The 12,677-nt window shown below is 45.7% G+C and carries 16 protein-coding genes; 8 read left to right on the top strand and 8 right to left on the bottom strand.

The window, feature by feature from the left end; translation table 11 throughout:
• The 7 genes from ACTQ3V_RS02335 to ACTQ3V_RS02305 all read left to right on the top strand — a co-directional run bounded on the left by ACTQ3V_RS02335 (position 1) and on the right by ACTQ3V_RS02305 (position 4,054).
• Positions 1–1,773 (top strand): AAA family ATPase, encoded by a 1,773-nt coding sequence (locus tag ACTQ3V_RS02335; protein WP_441466083.1) that lies wholly within the window; start codon positions 1–3, stop codon positions 1,771–1,773.
• A gap of 29 nt (positions 1,774–1,802) precedes the next feature.
• On the top strand, positions 1,803–2,372 hold the full coding sequence (locus ACTQ3V_RS02330) for a DUF3854 domain-containing protein (RefSeq protein ID WP_441466082.1): 570 nt from the start codon (positions 1,803–1,805) through the stop codon (positions 2,370–2,372).
• A gap of 65 nt (positions 2,373–2,437) precedes the next feature.
• On the top strand, positions 2,438–2,617 hold the full coding sequence (locus ACTQ3V_RS02325; protein WP_441466081.1) for a hypothetical protein: 180 nt from the start codon (positions 2,438–2,440) through the stop codon (positions 2,615–2,617).
• Between the two features lie 14 nt (positions 2,618–2,631).
• Positions 2,632–3,138 (top strand): hypothetical protein, encoded by a 507-nt coding sequence (locus tag ACTQ3V_RS02320; protein WP_298024260.1) that lies wholly within the window; start codon positions 2,632–2,634, stop codon positions 3,136–3,138.
• Positions 3,131–3,361, top strand: coding sequence for a hypothetical protein (locus ACTQ3V_RS02315; protein ID WP_302633640.1), 231 nt, complete (start codon positions 3,131–3,133; stop codon positions 3,359–3,361). The genes ACTQ3V_RS02320 and ACTQ3V_RS02315 overlap by 8 nt, the downstream gene beginning before the upstream one ends.
• Positions 3,354–3,725, top strand: coding sequence for a hypothetical protein (locus ACTQ3V_RS02310; protein ID WP_298024256.1), 372 nt, complete (start codon positions 3,354–3,356; stop codon positions 3,723–3,725). Before ACTQ3V_RS02315 ends, ACTQ3V_RS02310 begins: the two co-directional genes overlap by 8 nt.
• 107 nt (positions 3,726–3,832) lie before the next feature.
• Positions 3,833–4,054, top strand: coding sequence for a helix-turn-helix domain-containing protein (locus ACTQ3V_RS02305; RefSeq protein ID WP_298024254.1), 222 nt, complete (start codon positions 3,833–3,835; stop codon positions 4,052–4,054).
• Between the two features lie 593 nt (positions 4,055–4,647).
• Here ACTQ3V_RS02305 and ACTQ3V_RS02300 read toward each other — a convergent pair.
• From ACTQ3V_RS02300 to ACTQ3V_RS02280, 5 genes are all read right to left on the bottom strand, one after another.
• Positions 4,648–5,859, bottom strand: coding sequence for a tyrosine-type recombinase/integrase (locus ACTQ3V_RS02300; RefSeq protein ID WP_441466080.1), 1,212 nt, complete (start codon positions 5,857–5,859; stop codon positions 4,648–4,650).
• Positions 5,860–6,005: 146 nt separating this feature from the next.
• Entirely contained in the window at positions 6,006–7,214 is a 1,209-nt protein-coding gene (locus ACTQ3V_RS02295) for a tyrosine-type recombinase/integrase (RefSeq protein ID WP_441466079.1), read from the bottom strand.
• A gap of 294 nt (positions 7,215–7,508) precedes the next feature.
• Positions 7,509–7,931, bottom strand: coding sequence for a type II toxin-antitoxin system PemK/MazF family toxin (locus ACTQ3V_RS02290; RefSeq protein ID WP_002576364.1), 423 nt, complete (start codon positions 7,929–7,931; stop codon positions 7,509–7,511).
• A 648-nt stretch (positions 7,932–8,579) separates the two neighbouring features.
• Complete coding sequence (locus ACTQ3V_RS02285; protein WP_441466078.1) at positions 8,580–9,098, bottom strand: hypothetical protein; 519 nt, start codon at positions 9,096–9,098, stop codon at positions 8,580–8,582.
• 12 nt (positions 9,099–9,110) lie between these two features.
• Positions 9,111–10,262: an AAA family ATPase gene (locus ACTQ3V_RS02280; RefSeq protein WP_441466077.1), complete on the bottom strand. Its 1,152-nt coding sequence runs from the start codon at positions 10,260–10,262 to the stop codon at positions 9,111–9,113.
• Positions 10,263–10,401: 139 nt separating this feature from the next.
• Between ACTQ3V_RS02280 and ACTQ3V_RS02275 the strand changes: the two genes are divergently transcribed.
• Positions 10,402–10,878, top strand: a complete 477-nt coding sequence (locus tag ACTQ3V_RS02275; RefSeq protein ID WP_117964035.1) for an ATP-binding protein — start codon at positions 10,402–10,404, stop codon at positions 10,876–10,878.
• Here the strand turns inward: ACTQ3V_RS02275 and ACTQ3V_RS02270 are convergent.
• The 3 genes from ACTQ3V_RS02270 to ACTQ3V_RS02260 all read right to left on the bottom strand — a co-directional run bounded on the left by ACTQ3V_RS02270 (position 10,856) and on the right by ACTQ3V_RS02260 (position 12,608).
• The gene (locus tag ACTQ3V_RS02270) at positions 10,856–11,146 is read right to left on the bottom strand and encodes a helix-turn-helix domain-containing protein (RefSeq protein WP_002576367.1); all 291 of its coding nucleotides are present in this window, start codon (positions 11,144–11,146) and stop codon (positions 10,856–10,858) included. The two genes, ACTQ3V_RS02275 and ACTQ3V_RS02270, sit on opposite strands and share 23 nt — an antisense overlap.
• A gap of 473 nt (positions 11,147–11,619) precedes the next feature.
• Positions 11,620–12,351 (bottom strand): ImmA/IrrE family metallo-endopeptidase, encoded by a 732-nt coding sequence (locus tag ACTQ3V_RS02265; RefSeq protein WP_117964036.1) that lies wholly within the window; start codon positions 12,349–12,351, stop codon positions 11,620–11,622.
• Positions 12,348–12,608, bottom strand: a complete 261-nt coding sequence (locus ACTQ3V_RS02260; protein WP_013274265.1) for a hypothetical protein — start codon at positions 12,606–12,608, stop codon at positions 12,348–12,350. The genes ACTQ3V_RS02265 and ACTQ3V_RS02260 overlap by 4 nt, the downstream gene beginning before the upstream one ends.
• Positions 12,609–12,677 lie beyond the last annotated feature (69 nt).

The raw sequence follows: 12,677 nt of genomic DNA, 5'->3' as shown, positions 1-12,677 counted from the left end.
ATGGCAGACTACATCGCCAAATGGCATAGAGAACTTGGTATTTTTACCAGAATCAAGCCGTTGATCTTGGTTGAAGGCAATGTTTTGGATGTCTATCAGTATCCAACAGAAGGGAGTATCTCCAAAGGAAGCATCCTCCGCTTGCCCGAGTACCTGCATTATTACTTTACGGATCTCGGCTATAAGACGATTGTATTCTTTGACAGTATGCAGGGCTTTTATAATACCTGCGAGCCTTGCCATGTCGAATCCTTTGCGAGAATCACAAACACACGAACCGATGGAAATGCTGTGCGCAGCGATTTCAAGGGAAAGTCAAACTCTGCCACTTCCATCGTTAGGGCAGCTGTTGGTCAGAATCAGGAACCCACAGCTATTATCATGAATTTGGCATCCCGCTATATTACTTCTCCGGATAATATTGATCAGGCTGAAGTGGATAGCTTTACAAATCTGCTCCTTGCCTCCATGGAAGGAAAAGATGTGAGAACTGAAAATGGTGTTTTGAAGAATATTGTGGTGATGATCGTAAACAAGGTGAACGACATCCCCGCATGGTTCTATCTGGACAACCCAAATGTAAAGACTATTACGATAGGTACACCCTCTAAGGAGGAGCGAGAAGCCCTGATCAAAGGCGAAAACTTTGCCAGCTTCTTTTCTGCAGACATATATGACGAGGATATCGTATACTACAACGAGCATCCCGACGAACTGGACAAGGTTCAGGATAAGTTTGTTGGTTTGACGGAGGGCTTCAGCTTCACCGAAATCAATGGTCTTCGCAGACTGTGTAAGAATGAAAAGACCCATATCCGGAATATGTCCTCTGTTGTGGATCTTTATCGTTATGGCATCAAAGAGAACCCTTGGGATACCCTTGATCCGAACGAAATTAAAACTGCTCTGGACGATTTCCGTCAGAGAGTCAAAGGGCAGGATTTCGCCTTGGTCAAAACTCTCGATGTCGTAAAAAGAGCCGTGACGGGAATGGCCGGCCTTCAGAGTTCTTCCCATGCGAAACCAAAAGGTATCTTATTCTTTGCCGGCCCGACCGGTACCGGTAAGACTGAGACAGCAAAAACATTGGCCGAAAAGCTGTTTGGAGACGAGAGCTGTTGCATTCGCTTTGATATGAGCGAATATAGCCAGAGCCACAGCGATCAGAAACTACTCGGAGCTCCTCCCGGATATGTTGGCTATGAATCTGGTGGCCAACTGACAAATGCCATTAAAGAGAATCCTTTCTCGATTCTTCTTTTCGATGAGATTGAAAAGGCGCATCCCTCTATCTTTGATAAGTTTTTGCAAATCCTTGAAGATGGACGCATGACTGATGGCCAGGGCAATACGGTATACTTCTCTGAATGCATTATTATCTTTACCAGCAACCTTGGCATTTTTACGCGGAATGCTTATGGAGAGCGCGAGCCCAATGTCACCATCGACATGAAGTACGAAGAAGTCCAGAAGCGGGTTCGTCAGGCTATCGAGGACTATTTTAAGCTTGAGTTGGGCCGACCGGAAATCCTCAACAGAATTGGCGAAAACATCGTTGTGTTTGACTTTATCCGACCTGAGGTTGCCAAGGAAATCCTCAAGGCTCAAGTAAATAAGATCATCAAGAACCTGATGACTGAAAAGAGGATTGAACTAACCCTGAGTGATATTGCCATGGGCAAGCTCGAAGAGCGTGCCTTAGGTAATCTGGCAAATGGTGGCCGTGGTATCGGCAATATCGAACCACACCTGCGGTGCGGTCGGGGCGCATAGTTGCGGAGCTTCTGGAGCGCGGATGCGAATTGGAAGGTGTTCCAGGTTTCTACCGTGATCGCGAGACTGGCAGTTGGAAATTGGATATTCGGGCTTCGGGTATTATGATCCCAGATCGGAATATGCTCGGAGAGATTGAGGCCATTCAGATCCGCCTGGATCGGCCCTACAAGTCCAAATTTAACAATCTCACCAGTGTTGATAAGTATTACGGGACAACCGCTTCCTGCTGTCCACATTTCGCAGGCCCACATGATTCTGATGCGGTCTATCTAACTGAAGGTGTCATGAAGGCAGATATTGCTCAGTATCTATCGAATGCACTTGGCCAACCCAGATGCTTTATTGGCCTAACTGGAGTGGGCAATATCAATCAGTTCCGTAGACTGCTCAAGGAATTGGCCACCGTTCATATCAACCGGATCATTGTCGCTTTCGACATGGATGCCCTGATCAATGAAAATGTGCGGAATGCACGACAGCGGGTATTACAGGAAGGCAGCGATGCCGGATTTGAGATGACACCAATTGCCTGGGATGAAAAATACAAAGGGATTGATGACCTGCTGCTCTCTTTCAAGGAGGCAAGGGCATCATAAAATCAGTAAGGTCGCTGTTGCACTTCATGAGCAACGGCGACCTTTTTGCGGAGATGACGACTGATATGACTGTGAAAGATATATTAAGCTTCCCAAGCGGGCTCTACACCAGCGGTGATCTTGTGATTATGCGCCAGAAAGGAATAGGCTTCTTGATCATGGAAGAGACACATCATAACTGGGTGGAGTTACGCAGATATGATGAAGCTGGTCTATTGACCGAGGTAACTTATGAACGAGCGTGAAAGGAATTGATGGAATGAATACGAAAATCAACTATTTATATCGTGACGCTGATAACTACAAAGTCCACAATGAGTGCGTTGTCCAAGGAACTATTTCCGCTGAACAAATCGCTGTTATCCTGGAATGTTTGGATGAAGGAGAATACTTTATCCCCCATCTGGTGGGCCTGCCGGAGAAACGGTTTGATACCTTTGATCCGCAGGTCGATCATCCGTATTTTGAGTTGTCGGAGGATAGCTTTGCGGAAACGATGGAGTCGGAAACTGTCGAAGTTCAGGTAGATGAACTCGTATCAGCGTTTTTGTGCTGCAAGGGGAAATGGGAGCAAATTGACCCGGATCGGACGATGGAATTGCTGAACATACTCATTGATGAAAAAGTCAATGATGAAGGCGGCCATGGATATCGGGTTGTTGAGAGATTAGTGGAACTAGGCTTCTCCAAAAAGGAACTCATGGTTCTGAAGTTTGCTGAGAGCGACATCGACCGCGCAATGCAGGAGGGCAAAGAAAATGTTTGAAATCTACTTTTCTGACCTGACACCGGAGGCACAAGAGCGTTTCTTGGCCTCCTGTGGCCTTTCCAGCGCTGCTGAGGGCAATTATGATGTGTTCCCGATAACAGCCATCCCCACTCCGGAAATGGACAGGGAGAGCGCAGGAACAAGCGAAAACGGGGCCTGTAATGAGGAATCTACCAAAGCCTCAGATATTGTGGAATGGGAGGAACCCTGGCATGAATGAAGTCAAACACGAGCGATTTCGGCGTATTGTCGAAAAGAGAATGACGGGCATCATCAAGGATCTAAAGAAACTCGGGAATTGCGCTGAGCCAGCATCGTATGAGTACACGGAAAGAGAAGCAGAGCAAATAATTGCGGAGCTTGAATTACAGATTTTTCACCTCCGGGAGCGGTTCGCCGGCAGAAAGCGGTTCTCGTTGAGAAACGAGGACAATACAGCCAACGACACACCAGATAACGCGGCTTCCTTTGAAGTTGATTGCGGGGTTGGCGTTATTGTAGTTGATGAACTCCTGAGCGGCCCCCATCCTGGAGTAAGAGTATTCTTCAAACTCCCTGATTGTAACCGTCCCGAAGAAAACTAATTTGAACTTATTTGCCATTAGGGGGTTTCATTTGCCCCACCTTTTTCTCCATTTATAGTGAAGGGGCATTTGCCCACAAATCCATTTTTTTGAAGGAGCAAATTACGATGGAACTGTTTAACCGAAGAGAGACGGCAGCCATTCTTGGAGTATCGCTAACTACCTTGGATAAAATGCGTGAGAACAAGAAAATCGGATACTATCAGTCCTGCCCAGGCGGTAAGGTTCAGTTTACCAGAAAACACATTGAACAATACTGGGAGCGGATTGAGAGTGAGCCGCGAGAGAAGTATGCGAGGAAGCCTAAGAAGGCAAAACTGATTTTTTAATGGAGTGGGCCGTTGCAGAATGCCAAATTCTGCAACGGCCCTTTTTCTGCGCTCAAATTCTGTTTTCAGATGGGGGACGATCATTCGAGATTCAGAGCGAAGAACAAACCATTGCTCATTATCCATAGAACGCAGGATGAAGAAAAAAGAGTCGTGATTAGATGTGCGGATACCAATTTCTGGGCGGTTTTCCCACCGCAAATTTAACCTCAAACCCTCAAAAAAAGGCTTCCCACCGCAAATTTAACCTCAAACCCTCAAAAAAAGGCTTCCCACCGCAAATTTAACCTCAAAAATTGTGCTATAAAAGGTTACGCACCACAATATATTGTGGTGTGCTTTTTGAAAAAATAGACCCCTTAGATTTAGGTATCGTAACTTTTGACATAAGAAAACCCCGGAAAACCGAAGTTTTCCGGGGTAACTGATAACAAAATCAGCGCTTGGAGAACTGGGGAGCACGACGGGCGGCTTTCAGGCCGTACTCACCTGACCTTGATCCAAAAAGACCAGTATTCATGCGGTTTTTCGGGCTTTCCTCTCTCAGTAAACCCATAGGTAAACCCACGAAATCGCGAAATTTTTGGTGAAGTTTAACGCAGCCCGAATGCAGCATTCACAACGCTGCTTAATTCCTCAGGTTTATTATACTTGACTTTCGCATAGATGTCCATAGTCGTTTTGCTGTTCTCATGGCCTGCCAGATACTGCACCGTCTTAGGATCAACACCTTTGTAAATCAGATTGGTGATGTAGGTGTGCCGCAGCATGTGCGGAGTCACCTTGAAGTCCATCGTATACACCAGTTTGGGATTATTCGGCTGATGCTCACCAAGCCTTGGCTTTATTCTATGCTTGATGGACTGTCCATTTACATAAGTGTAATAACAGCGTTCTGCAGTAGAACGGACTGTTATGTACTTCCAGACTCTCACAAACTGTGTTTCCGTCAAAACAGTTCCCTTCGAATTCGAGATCACATATTCCGATTCTGATTTTTCCCTTTCTTCCTTGAGACAGGCTACCAGGCATTTTGGAATCGGAACATCTCGTTTTGCTGCCGGTGTCTTCAATAGCGTGTTGACTACCGGCTCACCGCCTTCCACATGCCATGCACGCCTTACCGAAATGTACGGCGTTTTTTCATCCAGGAATACGCAGTCCCATTTTAATCCAAGGATCTCTTCTCTACGCAATCCCGCGTACAAACCGATCATCACGAAGACATACGGTGGAAGCTCACGAATGCTATCCAGCAAAATGGCAGTCTGTTCATCCGTCAAAGCCTCGCGCCGTTTCGCTGGCTTTCCGCCTCTTGCGCAAATCGTTTTGGATGGATTCTCTTTAATCACCTTGCTCTCTTCTGCTGAATTAAAAATGTTCTTAATCAGCATATTGAGCTGACCATACATTCCGGAAGAACCTTTTGATAACGGAACCATCAGCAGCCGCAGGTCATCTGTGGTCACCTCGTCCATATACATCTCTCCAATCGGACCCACGATGTACCGATTCACCATCCGTGCGTATCCTTCCAACGTATTAGTTCTTACCGTTCCAGACCGCATCAGCAACCATTTTTCACAGTACTCTTCCACGGTCGGATTCTCTCTATGGAAAACCACTTCCGCGATTTTCTTCTGGGCATCTTCCACCCGGTCATACAATTCTTCGCGTGTCAGCCCATAAATCGCCACTCTCTTTCCGTCTGCATCTGTAATCCGGGTGCGGTAATACTGTACCCCTTTCATCATCACTGTTCCGTATTCCGGAAGTTCAGCAGGACGTTTTTTCCCTTTAGCCATGTGTTCTCCTCCTATCTATCTTCATACATTGCGTGTTGTCACTTTTATTATCATGGCGTACAGCACTTCCTTCAAGGATGTCGAATGTATGTAAAAAGGGCAGGGATTTTTGACCATCCCTGCCCTAATTTCTTTCTGATTTACTCTTAATCCCACGATGCAAAAGCATCTTCCAGCACTCCTGCGAGCTGCTCTGGGCGATTATATTTCACCTTGGCGTAAATATCCATGGTGATCTTGCTGCTTTCATGACCGGCAAGATACTGAACCGTCTTCGGATCAACCGAAGCATGAATCAGATTCGTAATGTAGGTGTGCCGCAGCTGATGCGGAGTCACCTCAAAGTCCAGACTGTAAACCACATTTCCATTATGTGCTGCCTTTTCCCCCAGAACCGGCTTCACCGTATGCTTCACCCTCTTGCCATCTTCATAGCGGTAATAGCAGCGTTCCTTAGTGGTACGGGTTACGATATACTGCCATAATCTCTTGAACTGCGTATAGGACAACGGGTCTCCATCCCGGTTTGCAACCACAAAATCCGATGTCGATGTCTTCTTCGCCTCTTTCAGACATTCCAGAAGATTGTCCGGCAGAGGGACATTCCGATGCGCTGCCTTTGTTTTCAGCTCTGTCAGAATCACCGGACGATTATGCTCCGTATGCCAGGCTCTCCGAACGGTAAGGTACGGAGCCTCGCAATCAAGATACACCGAATCCCATTGAAGTCCGAGGATTTCTTCTCTCCGCAATCCTGCGTACAGCCCCAGCATCACGAACACATACGGCGGTAAGCCGTAAATGGCATCCAGCAGCTTATCCACCTGCTCATCCGTAAGCGGGAGGCGGTCCTTCTGGGGAATCCCGCCCACATTCTTCTTCAGATAGATGGTCGGATTCTCATCAATGATCTTACTCTCCATTGCTGCCGTGAAAATACACTTATATAGAACGTTCACTGATTTGTACACGGATGCCGACTTTTTCGATGCCTCCAACAGTGCCAGGCGAATGTCATCTGCTGTTACATCTCCCATATGCATATCGCCCAATGGCTTGATGATGTAGTTCTTCACTTTCGATGTATAGTCAATCAGCGTTGTCATCCTGATCTGTGCCGACTGCATCAGCAGCCATTTCTCGCAATACTCCTCCACTGTAGGTGTACTGCGGCGATACGTCTTGTTCTCAATCTGCTGGATCGCTTCCTGTTCCTTCTGGTACAGTTCCTCTCTCGTTCTTGCATATAAGGAAACCCGCCGTCCCTGCTGATCTGTTACACGGGTTCGATAATATTGCGTTCCCTTCATACTCACCGTACCATAATCGGGAAGCATCATTCTTCTTGCCGCCATATCATTACCTCCAATCCTGTTGATGCTTTCATTATTGCGGATTCATCGTCCATACTCAACGATGTCGATTTTCACCGCCGAAAGCTTCGAGGTTTGCGATATGTCGCAGCACGTTCCATCGGTTTTGCACGGTGCGTACATTTTGCAATGTACTCCTGAATCCCCACTTCCGTGAAATAAACGCAGCCGTTTTCCACATACTGAACATAGGAGATCAAACCGTCTGTTCTTGCAGCATCCAGTGTTTTTACGCTGATTCCCAGTATACTGGCTGCTTCTTTCCTTGTAATCAGTTTATCCATCGCCTTCTTCGCCATCCTTTCGGCATTTGCCCTGCCTTTTTTTCTCTGCTTGTTCCGGAATGTAATATCCAAGTTGAATCCTTACAGCTTCATCAATCCCACGCATCTGCCCCTTACTTACCCGCCCAAGATAGCGAATCACGCATATCTTGTCGCAGGTGTCGAGCTGTTCTGCCAATACCATAGACGGTTTTGCCAGTCCCTTTGCTTTACGGAGAAAGAAATGCGTTGGCTGTTTTCGCTTCTTCTCAATTTTCGATGTCAGCGGAGCAATCGTGATCGTCGGCGCATAATAATTGCCGACATCATTCTGAAGAACCACAACAGGACGAACACCGCCCTGCTTTGATCCGACCGGAACACCGAGATTGGCGAGATATAAATCACCTCGCCGATAAACCCAGTTTTCTTTCATATGCTGTTGTCTCCAATCTCCATACACTGATATGGATAAAGCCTGCCAGGTATCATGCTGATACAGCACCCGGCAGCGCTTTCTGAAAATATGGTTTCTCTGTACTTTTTCTTATCACCCCAGAGATGTAGGATTTCTCACAGGCGGCAGTGTGCTTCACTGCTCCATTGGAATTTAACCATCCCGCCTTCCTTATGGCCGGACCGCGAATTACGGAAGTATCATTGTCCCTGTCTGGCTTTAACACCGCCGCCGGTTGCAATCCGGCATTTGCTTCTGCGAAACCGCTATCGCCCCGATGGGCTTCATGGCGTGCAGTCGAAGGCTCGACCAAACAGGAATGTACCTGAAGAATGAGTATGCAGTTTTCAAGGGACATCCGGACTTTCGTCCTTACAAAGTAAGTTTAACAAGAATCCTCCGGTTTCGCGTTGGCCTCGTAGGCGCACTTTGGTTGTCCTTGCAGGACTACATACGGTTCGTTTTGACTTTTTCAGTGTTCTATACAGCCGGATTGAGGCAAAAAAATACCCCGTTGGTTTCCCAACGAGGCATCAAAGACGATTCTATTCTATTTTCTATAAACTGGTACCCGTTTATCTCCTGGTGACCATTTGAGTCACGGCTAATGTATCAAAAAAGCAACGCTCATCTCAGCAAATCAGACAAGCTGTATTCTCCTTTGGGGATATTTGCTGTTCTGCGATACTCTTTTATGGCTTTCACCAAGAGCTGAGGATTACTGAAATACTGCTTCACAAAATCATACGACTTCACATCATGCATCCGAAGATTTATTTTACAAAATTCGCTTGGTTTTTTTCCAGAACGCTTAAACTGATCATATGCTCCTTCCGCATGAATAATCAGCATTTCAATTTCTGGAGCAGTAATGACATTTACCACGTCAATTTTCTGCTCATATGCTTTACTCAATCGAAATTCCTCTCTGCGAGAATCCAAAATCCGTATCACAGAAATCTGCTCATCGAATCCTTTCCGTAAGTATCGCTCCTCGAATCGTTTAGCACTTCTGCAACGAATGACACGTTCTTCCAACATTTCTTCTCTGTTGAAAATCAGAAGATCATTATCAACCAGTATGTCGATAATAGCTTCTTCGGCAGAGCCTTCACATATACACGCCTTGTATTTTGCAAATTCCATTCTGCCGCCTCCTTAATTGATTGAAGCAGCCAGGCTTTTCTTCAAGCGCATATACGCTTCATATGCTGGCGTTGTTCCCTCAAGGAAGCCGCTCTGGTAAGCATCACTCTTTTTAATATCATTACGTTTCAATATATAGCTCAGATTTTCTGCTGTAATGCCATTACGGTTTCTAACGATACAAATTCCGTCATTTCGGTCATATTCGTCCAGCAGTTCCGGATAATGCGTAGTGAAAATAAGCGTTCCGCCATTTTTGTTCAGTCGGCTGTCCATAAAGAAGCGCACTAAGGTCGTTACAATTTCCTTGTTGAAATGATTCTCTATTTCATCTACCAGAAGATAACCACCTGAATGAAGAACTTCCTTTACCATCGAGAATGTAATAATACCCTTAATCGTACCAGAGGACAGATACTGCTCAAGGTCTGCCGCATTATTCAGGATAATCTCTTCTTCATCCTTAAACTTCAAGTGGATAAATGTTTTTCCCTCTGCCTGCTCAAAACACAATTTCTCAATGGTCGGATCGAGAAGCGCAATTACCTCCAATGGAATATCTTCGGTAAATGGAAGCACATTCACATTCGTATAGGAAAGCAGGCTGAATATTTCCACTGTATCATTCGCTTTTTTATTATGTGCAATGACAAAGCTGACATCATCAGAAAGGTATGCTTCATCGCTATTGCGCTGCTCTACAGGCTTCATTCCTGTAAAATCTGTCAGATACTTTTTCGACTTAACGGTTGCAATCGGTTTTTCCCAAAGGCTTTCAGACAGAATCGAATACACATATTCCCCTGTTTTCGACTTCTTTGCCGCAATTACAGTTTCCAAGCAGCAGATGTAGCTACGCTTATCATAAAAATATGTGCGGATTGTAACATTCTTCGCTCCGCCAAGAATGCTTTTTGCCTCCACATGATTGATGGGCTCATTTTTCACAATATTTAAGGCCAAGCTAATGACCTTTAATACCGAGGTCTTGCCAGATGCGTTAATTCCAATGAAAGCACAGGCAGAGTGGAGATAGTAATTATCCGTCAAACGGTAAAGACTATCTTTGTCCTCTTCGCAAACACGTTGCTGCGTATAAAAGCAAATATCCAAGTCTTTTTTGAATAATGGGAGTCCTTGTGCGGTGATGCGGAGTATTTTCATAGGTAGTCCTCCTCTAAAAACAGTTTTTTTGTTTTTATTTTCTTATAATCTTATTATACGCCGCAAATCAGAAAATATCAACGGATTTTCCGTTTTTATTTTCTGATTTGTTTTTGACACTAAAAAGTATCCGTTCAATATGGCAAGCCCTGTGATTGCTGACCCGTTCCAACGCATGAAATACATGGAGCGTCATGGAAGCGGCCTACGCAAAATCGTCAGGGAAACCGAAAAGCCGCCTGGATATACAGCGGCATATAATCCGAAAATTTTCTCAACGGCAACAGATTTCAGAGTCATCTTGAAAAATGTAAATTACCAACTTAGTCAGAAAAACTTAGTCAATGACCAAGTTAGTGAGCAAGATAAATCGCCGGACATCCCACACACAGTTTTGAATCTTTGTATCCACCTTATTGCCCACGGCAGTGAGGGTGCTCAAATCACTCATGCTCACTCTATCATGGGTACAGCCAATGATAAGTCCTATGACGCAACCCATGATAACTTAGAGGATGACACCCATCAAGGTATCCACCAAGATAGCCACCATGATTCTACGCCGTCAGCAGTTATATTGCGCCTAATGCTTTTTAGATTTTCTTCGCAATCGTAGACAGCTCCGAAATAATACTAAGAAGATCATTTTTGACTTCCTCTTTGCTTGGCTCGCTGCCCATAAGAAGATAATCCGTGCTGACATGGAGGATGCAGGACAGTTCAATCAGCAAGTCAATAGAGCAGCTGCGTTCACCGTTCTCCATGCGGCTGACATGCTGCTTGCTTGCCAGGCCCAGGCGAACCGCCAGTTCCTCCTGCGTAATGCCACGGGAAGTGCGAACATCGTGAAGTCTCTTACCAAACTCTTTTGCGTCAAAATACATACGTTTCTCCTTCCGCACAGCCGGTACAGAACCGGATCGACGGAAGGTCAAAAAAAGAGCCGCATGACGGTGAAGAAAAATCCTGTGCCGATAAAACAGAACATGGGTATCCCATAATTCTGTCTCATGCGGCATTCGGAAGACTTCGCCTGTCAGCGGCTCCACAGCACAGCTATGACTTATAAAATTGTGTTAATAGGGTTATTTATTGTCATCTCAACCATTCAAAGACGAATAGTAGAGCTGCAATCTCCGTAATCTTCTCATCTCCAAAACATTGAAGACGGTCTCGCGTCCGCAGGCCTTACATTTGGTCTGCACATGTCCTCTGGTATCCTCAAAGACGATGATTGAATTGTGTCGGCAATAAGGGCACCTGACAATCCTGGGCTTTTGCGAAGCAATCGCATCCTTTGCCCGGATGATTTTAATCTGCATTTCCGCAGATGGTTCCGATACTCTGATATTCCTGCTCATGGCCACACCTCCAATGGATCACGATATTCATAATCCTTTTTCCGGTTCAGATAGCCCAGTTGTTCCAAGCGGATAGCAGCTGCCGATCTCGAAACGCCAAAGACACCACAGAAAGTATCTATCTTCACCTGGTCTTTGTTATAAAAACGCCATCCATAACATGTCAGAGGCTTTCTGCTGTTGATGAACCACATCGCCCGATCCACTTCTGACTGGGGCATCAGGATGGCAGCTCCCAGCGAATTGGCCTGCCACTCGTTCCAATCTTCCTGCGTTCTCAGAACGCGGGAACCTTTTTTCCTCACTTCCGGTCTCTTATGGCAGGCTATCTTTCGGTCATCGGCATCCAGCTGAAACAATATCTGGTGAGCGCACTCATGTGCCAGCGTAAATCTGCGTTTTCCGCAGAGTTTCCGTATATTCTCCGGTTCAATGAAGCTCTTGTCCAGAACCACATCATTGGTTTTCAGGAAGATGCTCCTCTGACTTCCATCGACTTCAATCTGATATTCTGTATCCACATACGCGGTCAAACCATAGATGCTTCCGTCCGAGGACAACTTTTGAAATGACACCTTCAGGTTCAGATAATCGGATGCAAACTGATCAATGGGTGTCGGAAGTGCGAATCTTGCCGGATCATCTGCTTCGCTGCCGAAAAAGGACTTTTGAAAATCTCTTATCACTGCAACAGCGATTTCTTCTATGTTTTTCTGCGAAAGGATCATAGGCACGGCTCCTTTGCTTCAACGAACCATTTTTCATCTTCGTTGTACAGGAAACTCTCATGCCCACCGATCATGACCGTATAGCGGATTCCGCAGCCACCTACCTTCGTGGAAGCAGCCCGACACTTATGCTTCAATCGGTCGATCTCATACACCCGTCCGTCAATCCACCGAATCAAGCGCGGGCGGATATTTCCCTCGGCATCCACATCCAAATTCACAGGTACATATACTTTTCTACACTTCTGTTCCGACATATTCTACGCTCCTCCTCTGTAAACCGGCGAATGTGTTGACTTCTTTTAGCAAAGAACTCACCAGATTCT

This window comes from Candidatus Agathobaculum pullicola (assembly GCF_052117205.1).
In the GTDB taxonomy this organism is placed as follows: domain Bacteria; phylum Bacillota; class Clostridia; order Oscillospirales; family Butyricicoccaceae; genus Agathobaculum; species Agathobaculum pullicola.
Note: the sequence above shows the minus strand (reverse complement) of the source record. Positions and strands in the feature narration are given on the sequence as shown.

Excerpts from the sequence above, each read along its gene's own strand:
- ACTQ3V_RS02335 (WP_441466083.1), top strand. The coding sequence starts at position 1 with ATGGCAGACTACATCGCCAAATGGCATAGAGAACTTGGTATTTTTACC.
- ACTQ3V_RS02325 (WP_441466081.1), top strand. The coding sequence starts at position 2,438 with ATGACTGTGAAAGATATATTAAGCTTCCCAAGCGGGCTCTACACCAGC.
- ACTQ3V_RS02320 (WP_298024260.1), top strand. The coding sequence starts at position 2,632 with ATGAATACGAAAATCAACTATTTATATCGTGACGCTGATAACTACAAA.
- ACTQ3V_RS02315 (WP_302633640.1), top strand. The coding sequence starts at position 3,131 with ATGTTTGAAATCTACTTTTCTGACCTGACACCGGAGGCACAAGAGCGT.
- ACTQ3V_RS02310 (WP_298024256.1), top strand. The coding sequence starts at position 3,354 with ATGAATGAAGTCAAACACGAGCGATTTCGGCGTATTGTCGAAAAGAGA.
- ACTQ3V_RS02305 (WP_298024254.1), top strand. The coding sequence starts at position 3,833 with ATGGAACTGTTTAACCGAAGAGAGACGGCAGCCATTCTTGGAGTATCG.
- ACTQ3V_RS02300 (WP_441466080.1), bottom strand. The coding sequence starts at position 5,859 with ATGGCTAAAGGGAAAAAACGTCCTGCTGAACTTCCGGAATACGGAACA.
- ACTQ3V_RS02295 (WP_441466079.1), bottom strand. The coding sequence starts at position 7,214 with ATGGCGGCAAGAAGAATGATGCTTCCCGATTATGGTACGGTGAGTATG.
- ACTQ3V_RS02290 (WP_002576364.1), bottom strand. The coding sequence starts at position 7,931 with ATGAAAGAAAACTGGGTTTATCGGCGAGGTGATTTATATCTCGCCAAT.
- ACTQ3V_RS02285 (WP_441466078.1), bottom strand. The coding sequence starts at position 9,098 with ATGGAATTTGCAAAATACAAGGCGTGTATATGTGAAGGCTCTGCCGAA.
- ACTQ3V_RS02280 (WP_441466077.1), bottom strand. The coding sequence starts at position 10,262 with ATGAAAATACTCCGCATCACCGCACAAGGACTCCCATTATTCAAAAAA.
- ACTQ3V_RS02275 (WP_117964035.1), top strand. The coding sequence starts at position 10,402 with ATGGCAAGCCCTGTGATTGCTGACCCGTTCCAACGCATGAAATACATG.
- ACTQ3V_RS02270 (WP_002576367.1), bottom strand. The coding sequence starts at position 11,146 with ATGTATTTTGACGCAAAAGAGTTTGGTAAGAGACTTCACGATGTTCGC.
- ACTQ3V_RS02265 (WP_117964036.1), bottom strand. The coding sequence starts at position 12,351 with ATGATCCTTTCGCAGAAAAACATAGAAGAAATCGCTGTTGCAGTGATA.
- ACTQ3V_RS02260 (WP_013274265.1), bottom strand. The coding sequence starts at position 12,608 with ATGTCGGAACAGAAGTGTAGAAAAGTATATGTACCTGTGAATTTGGAT.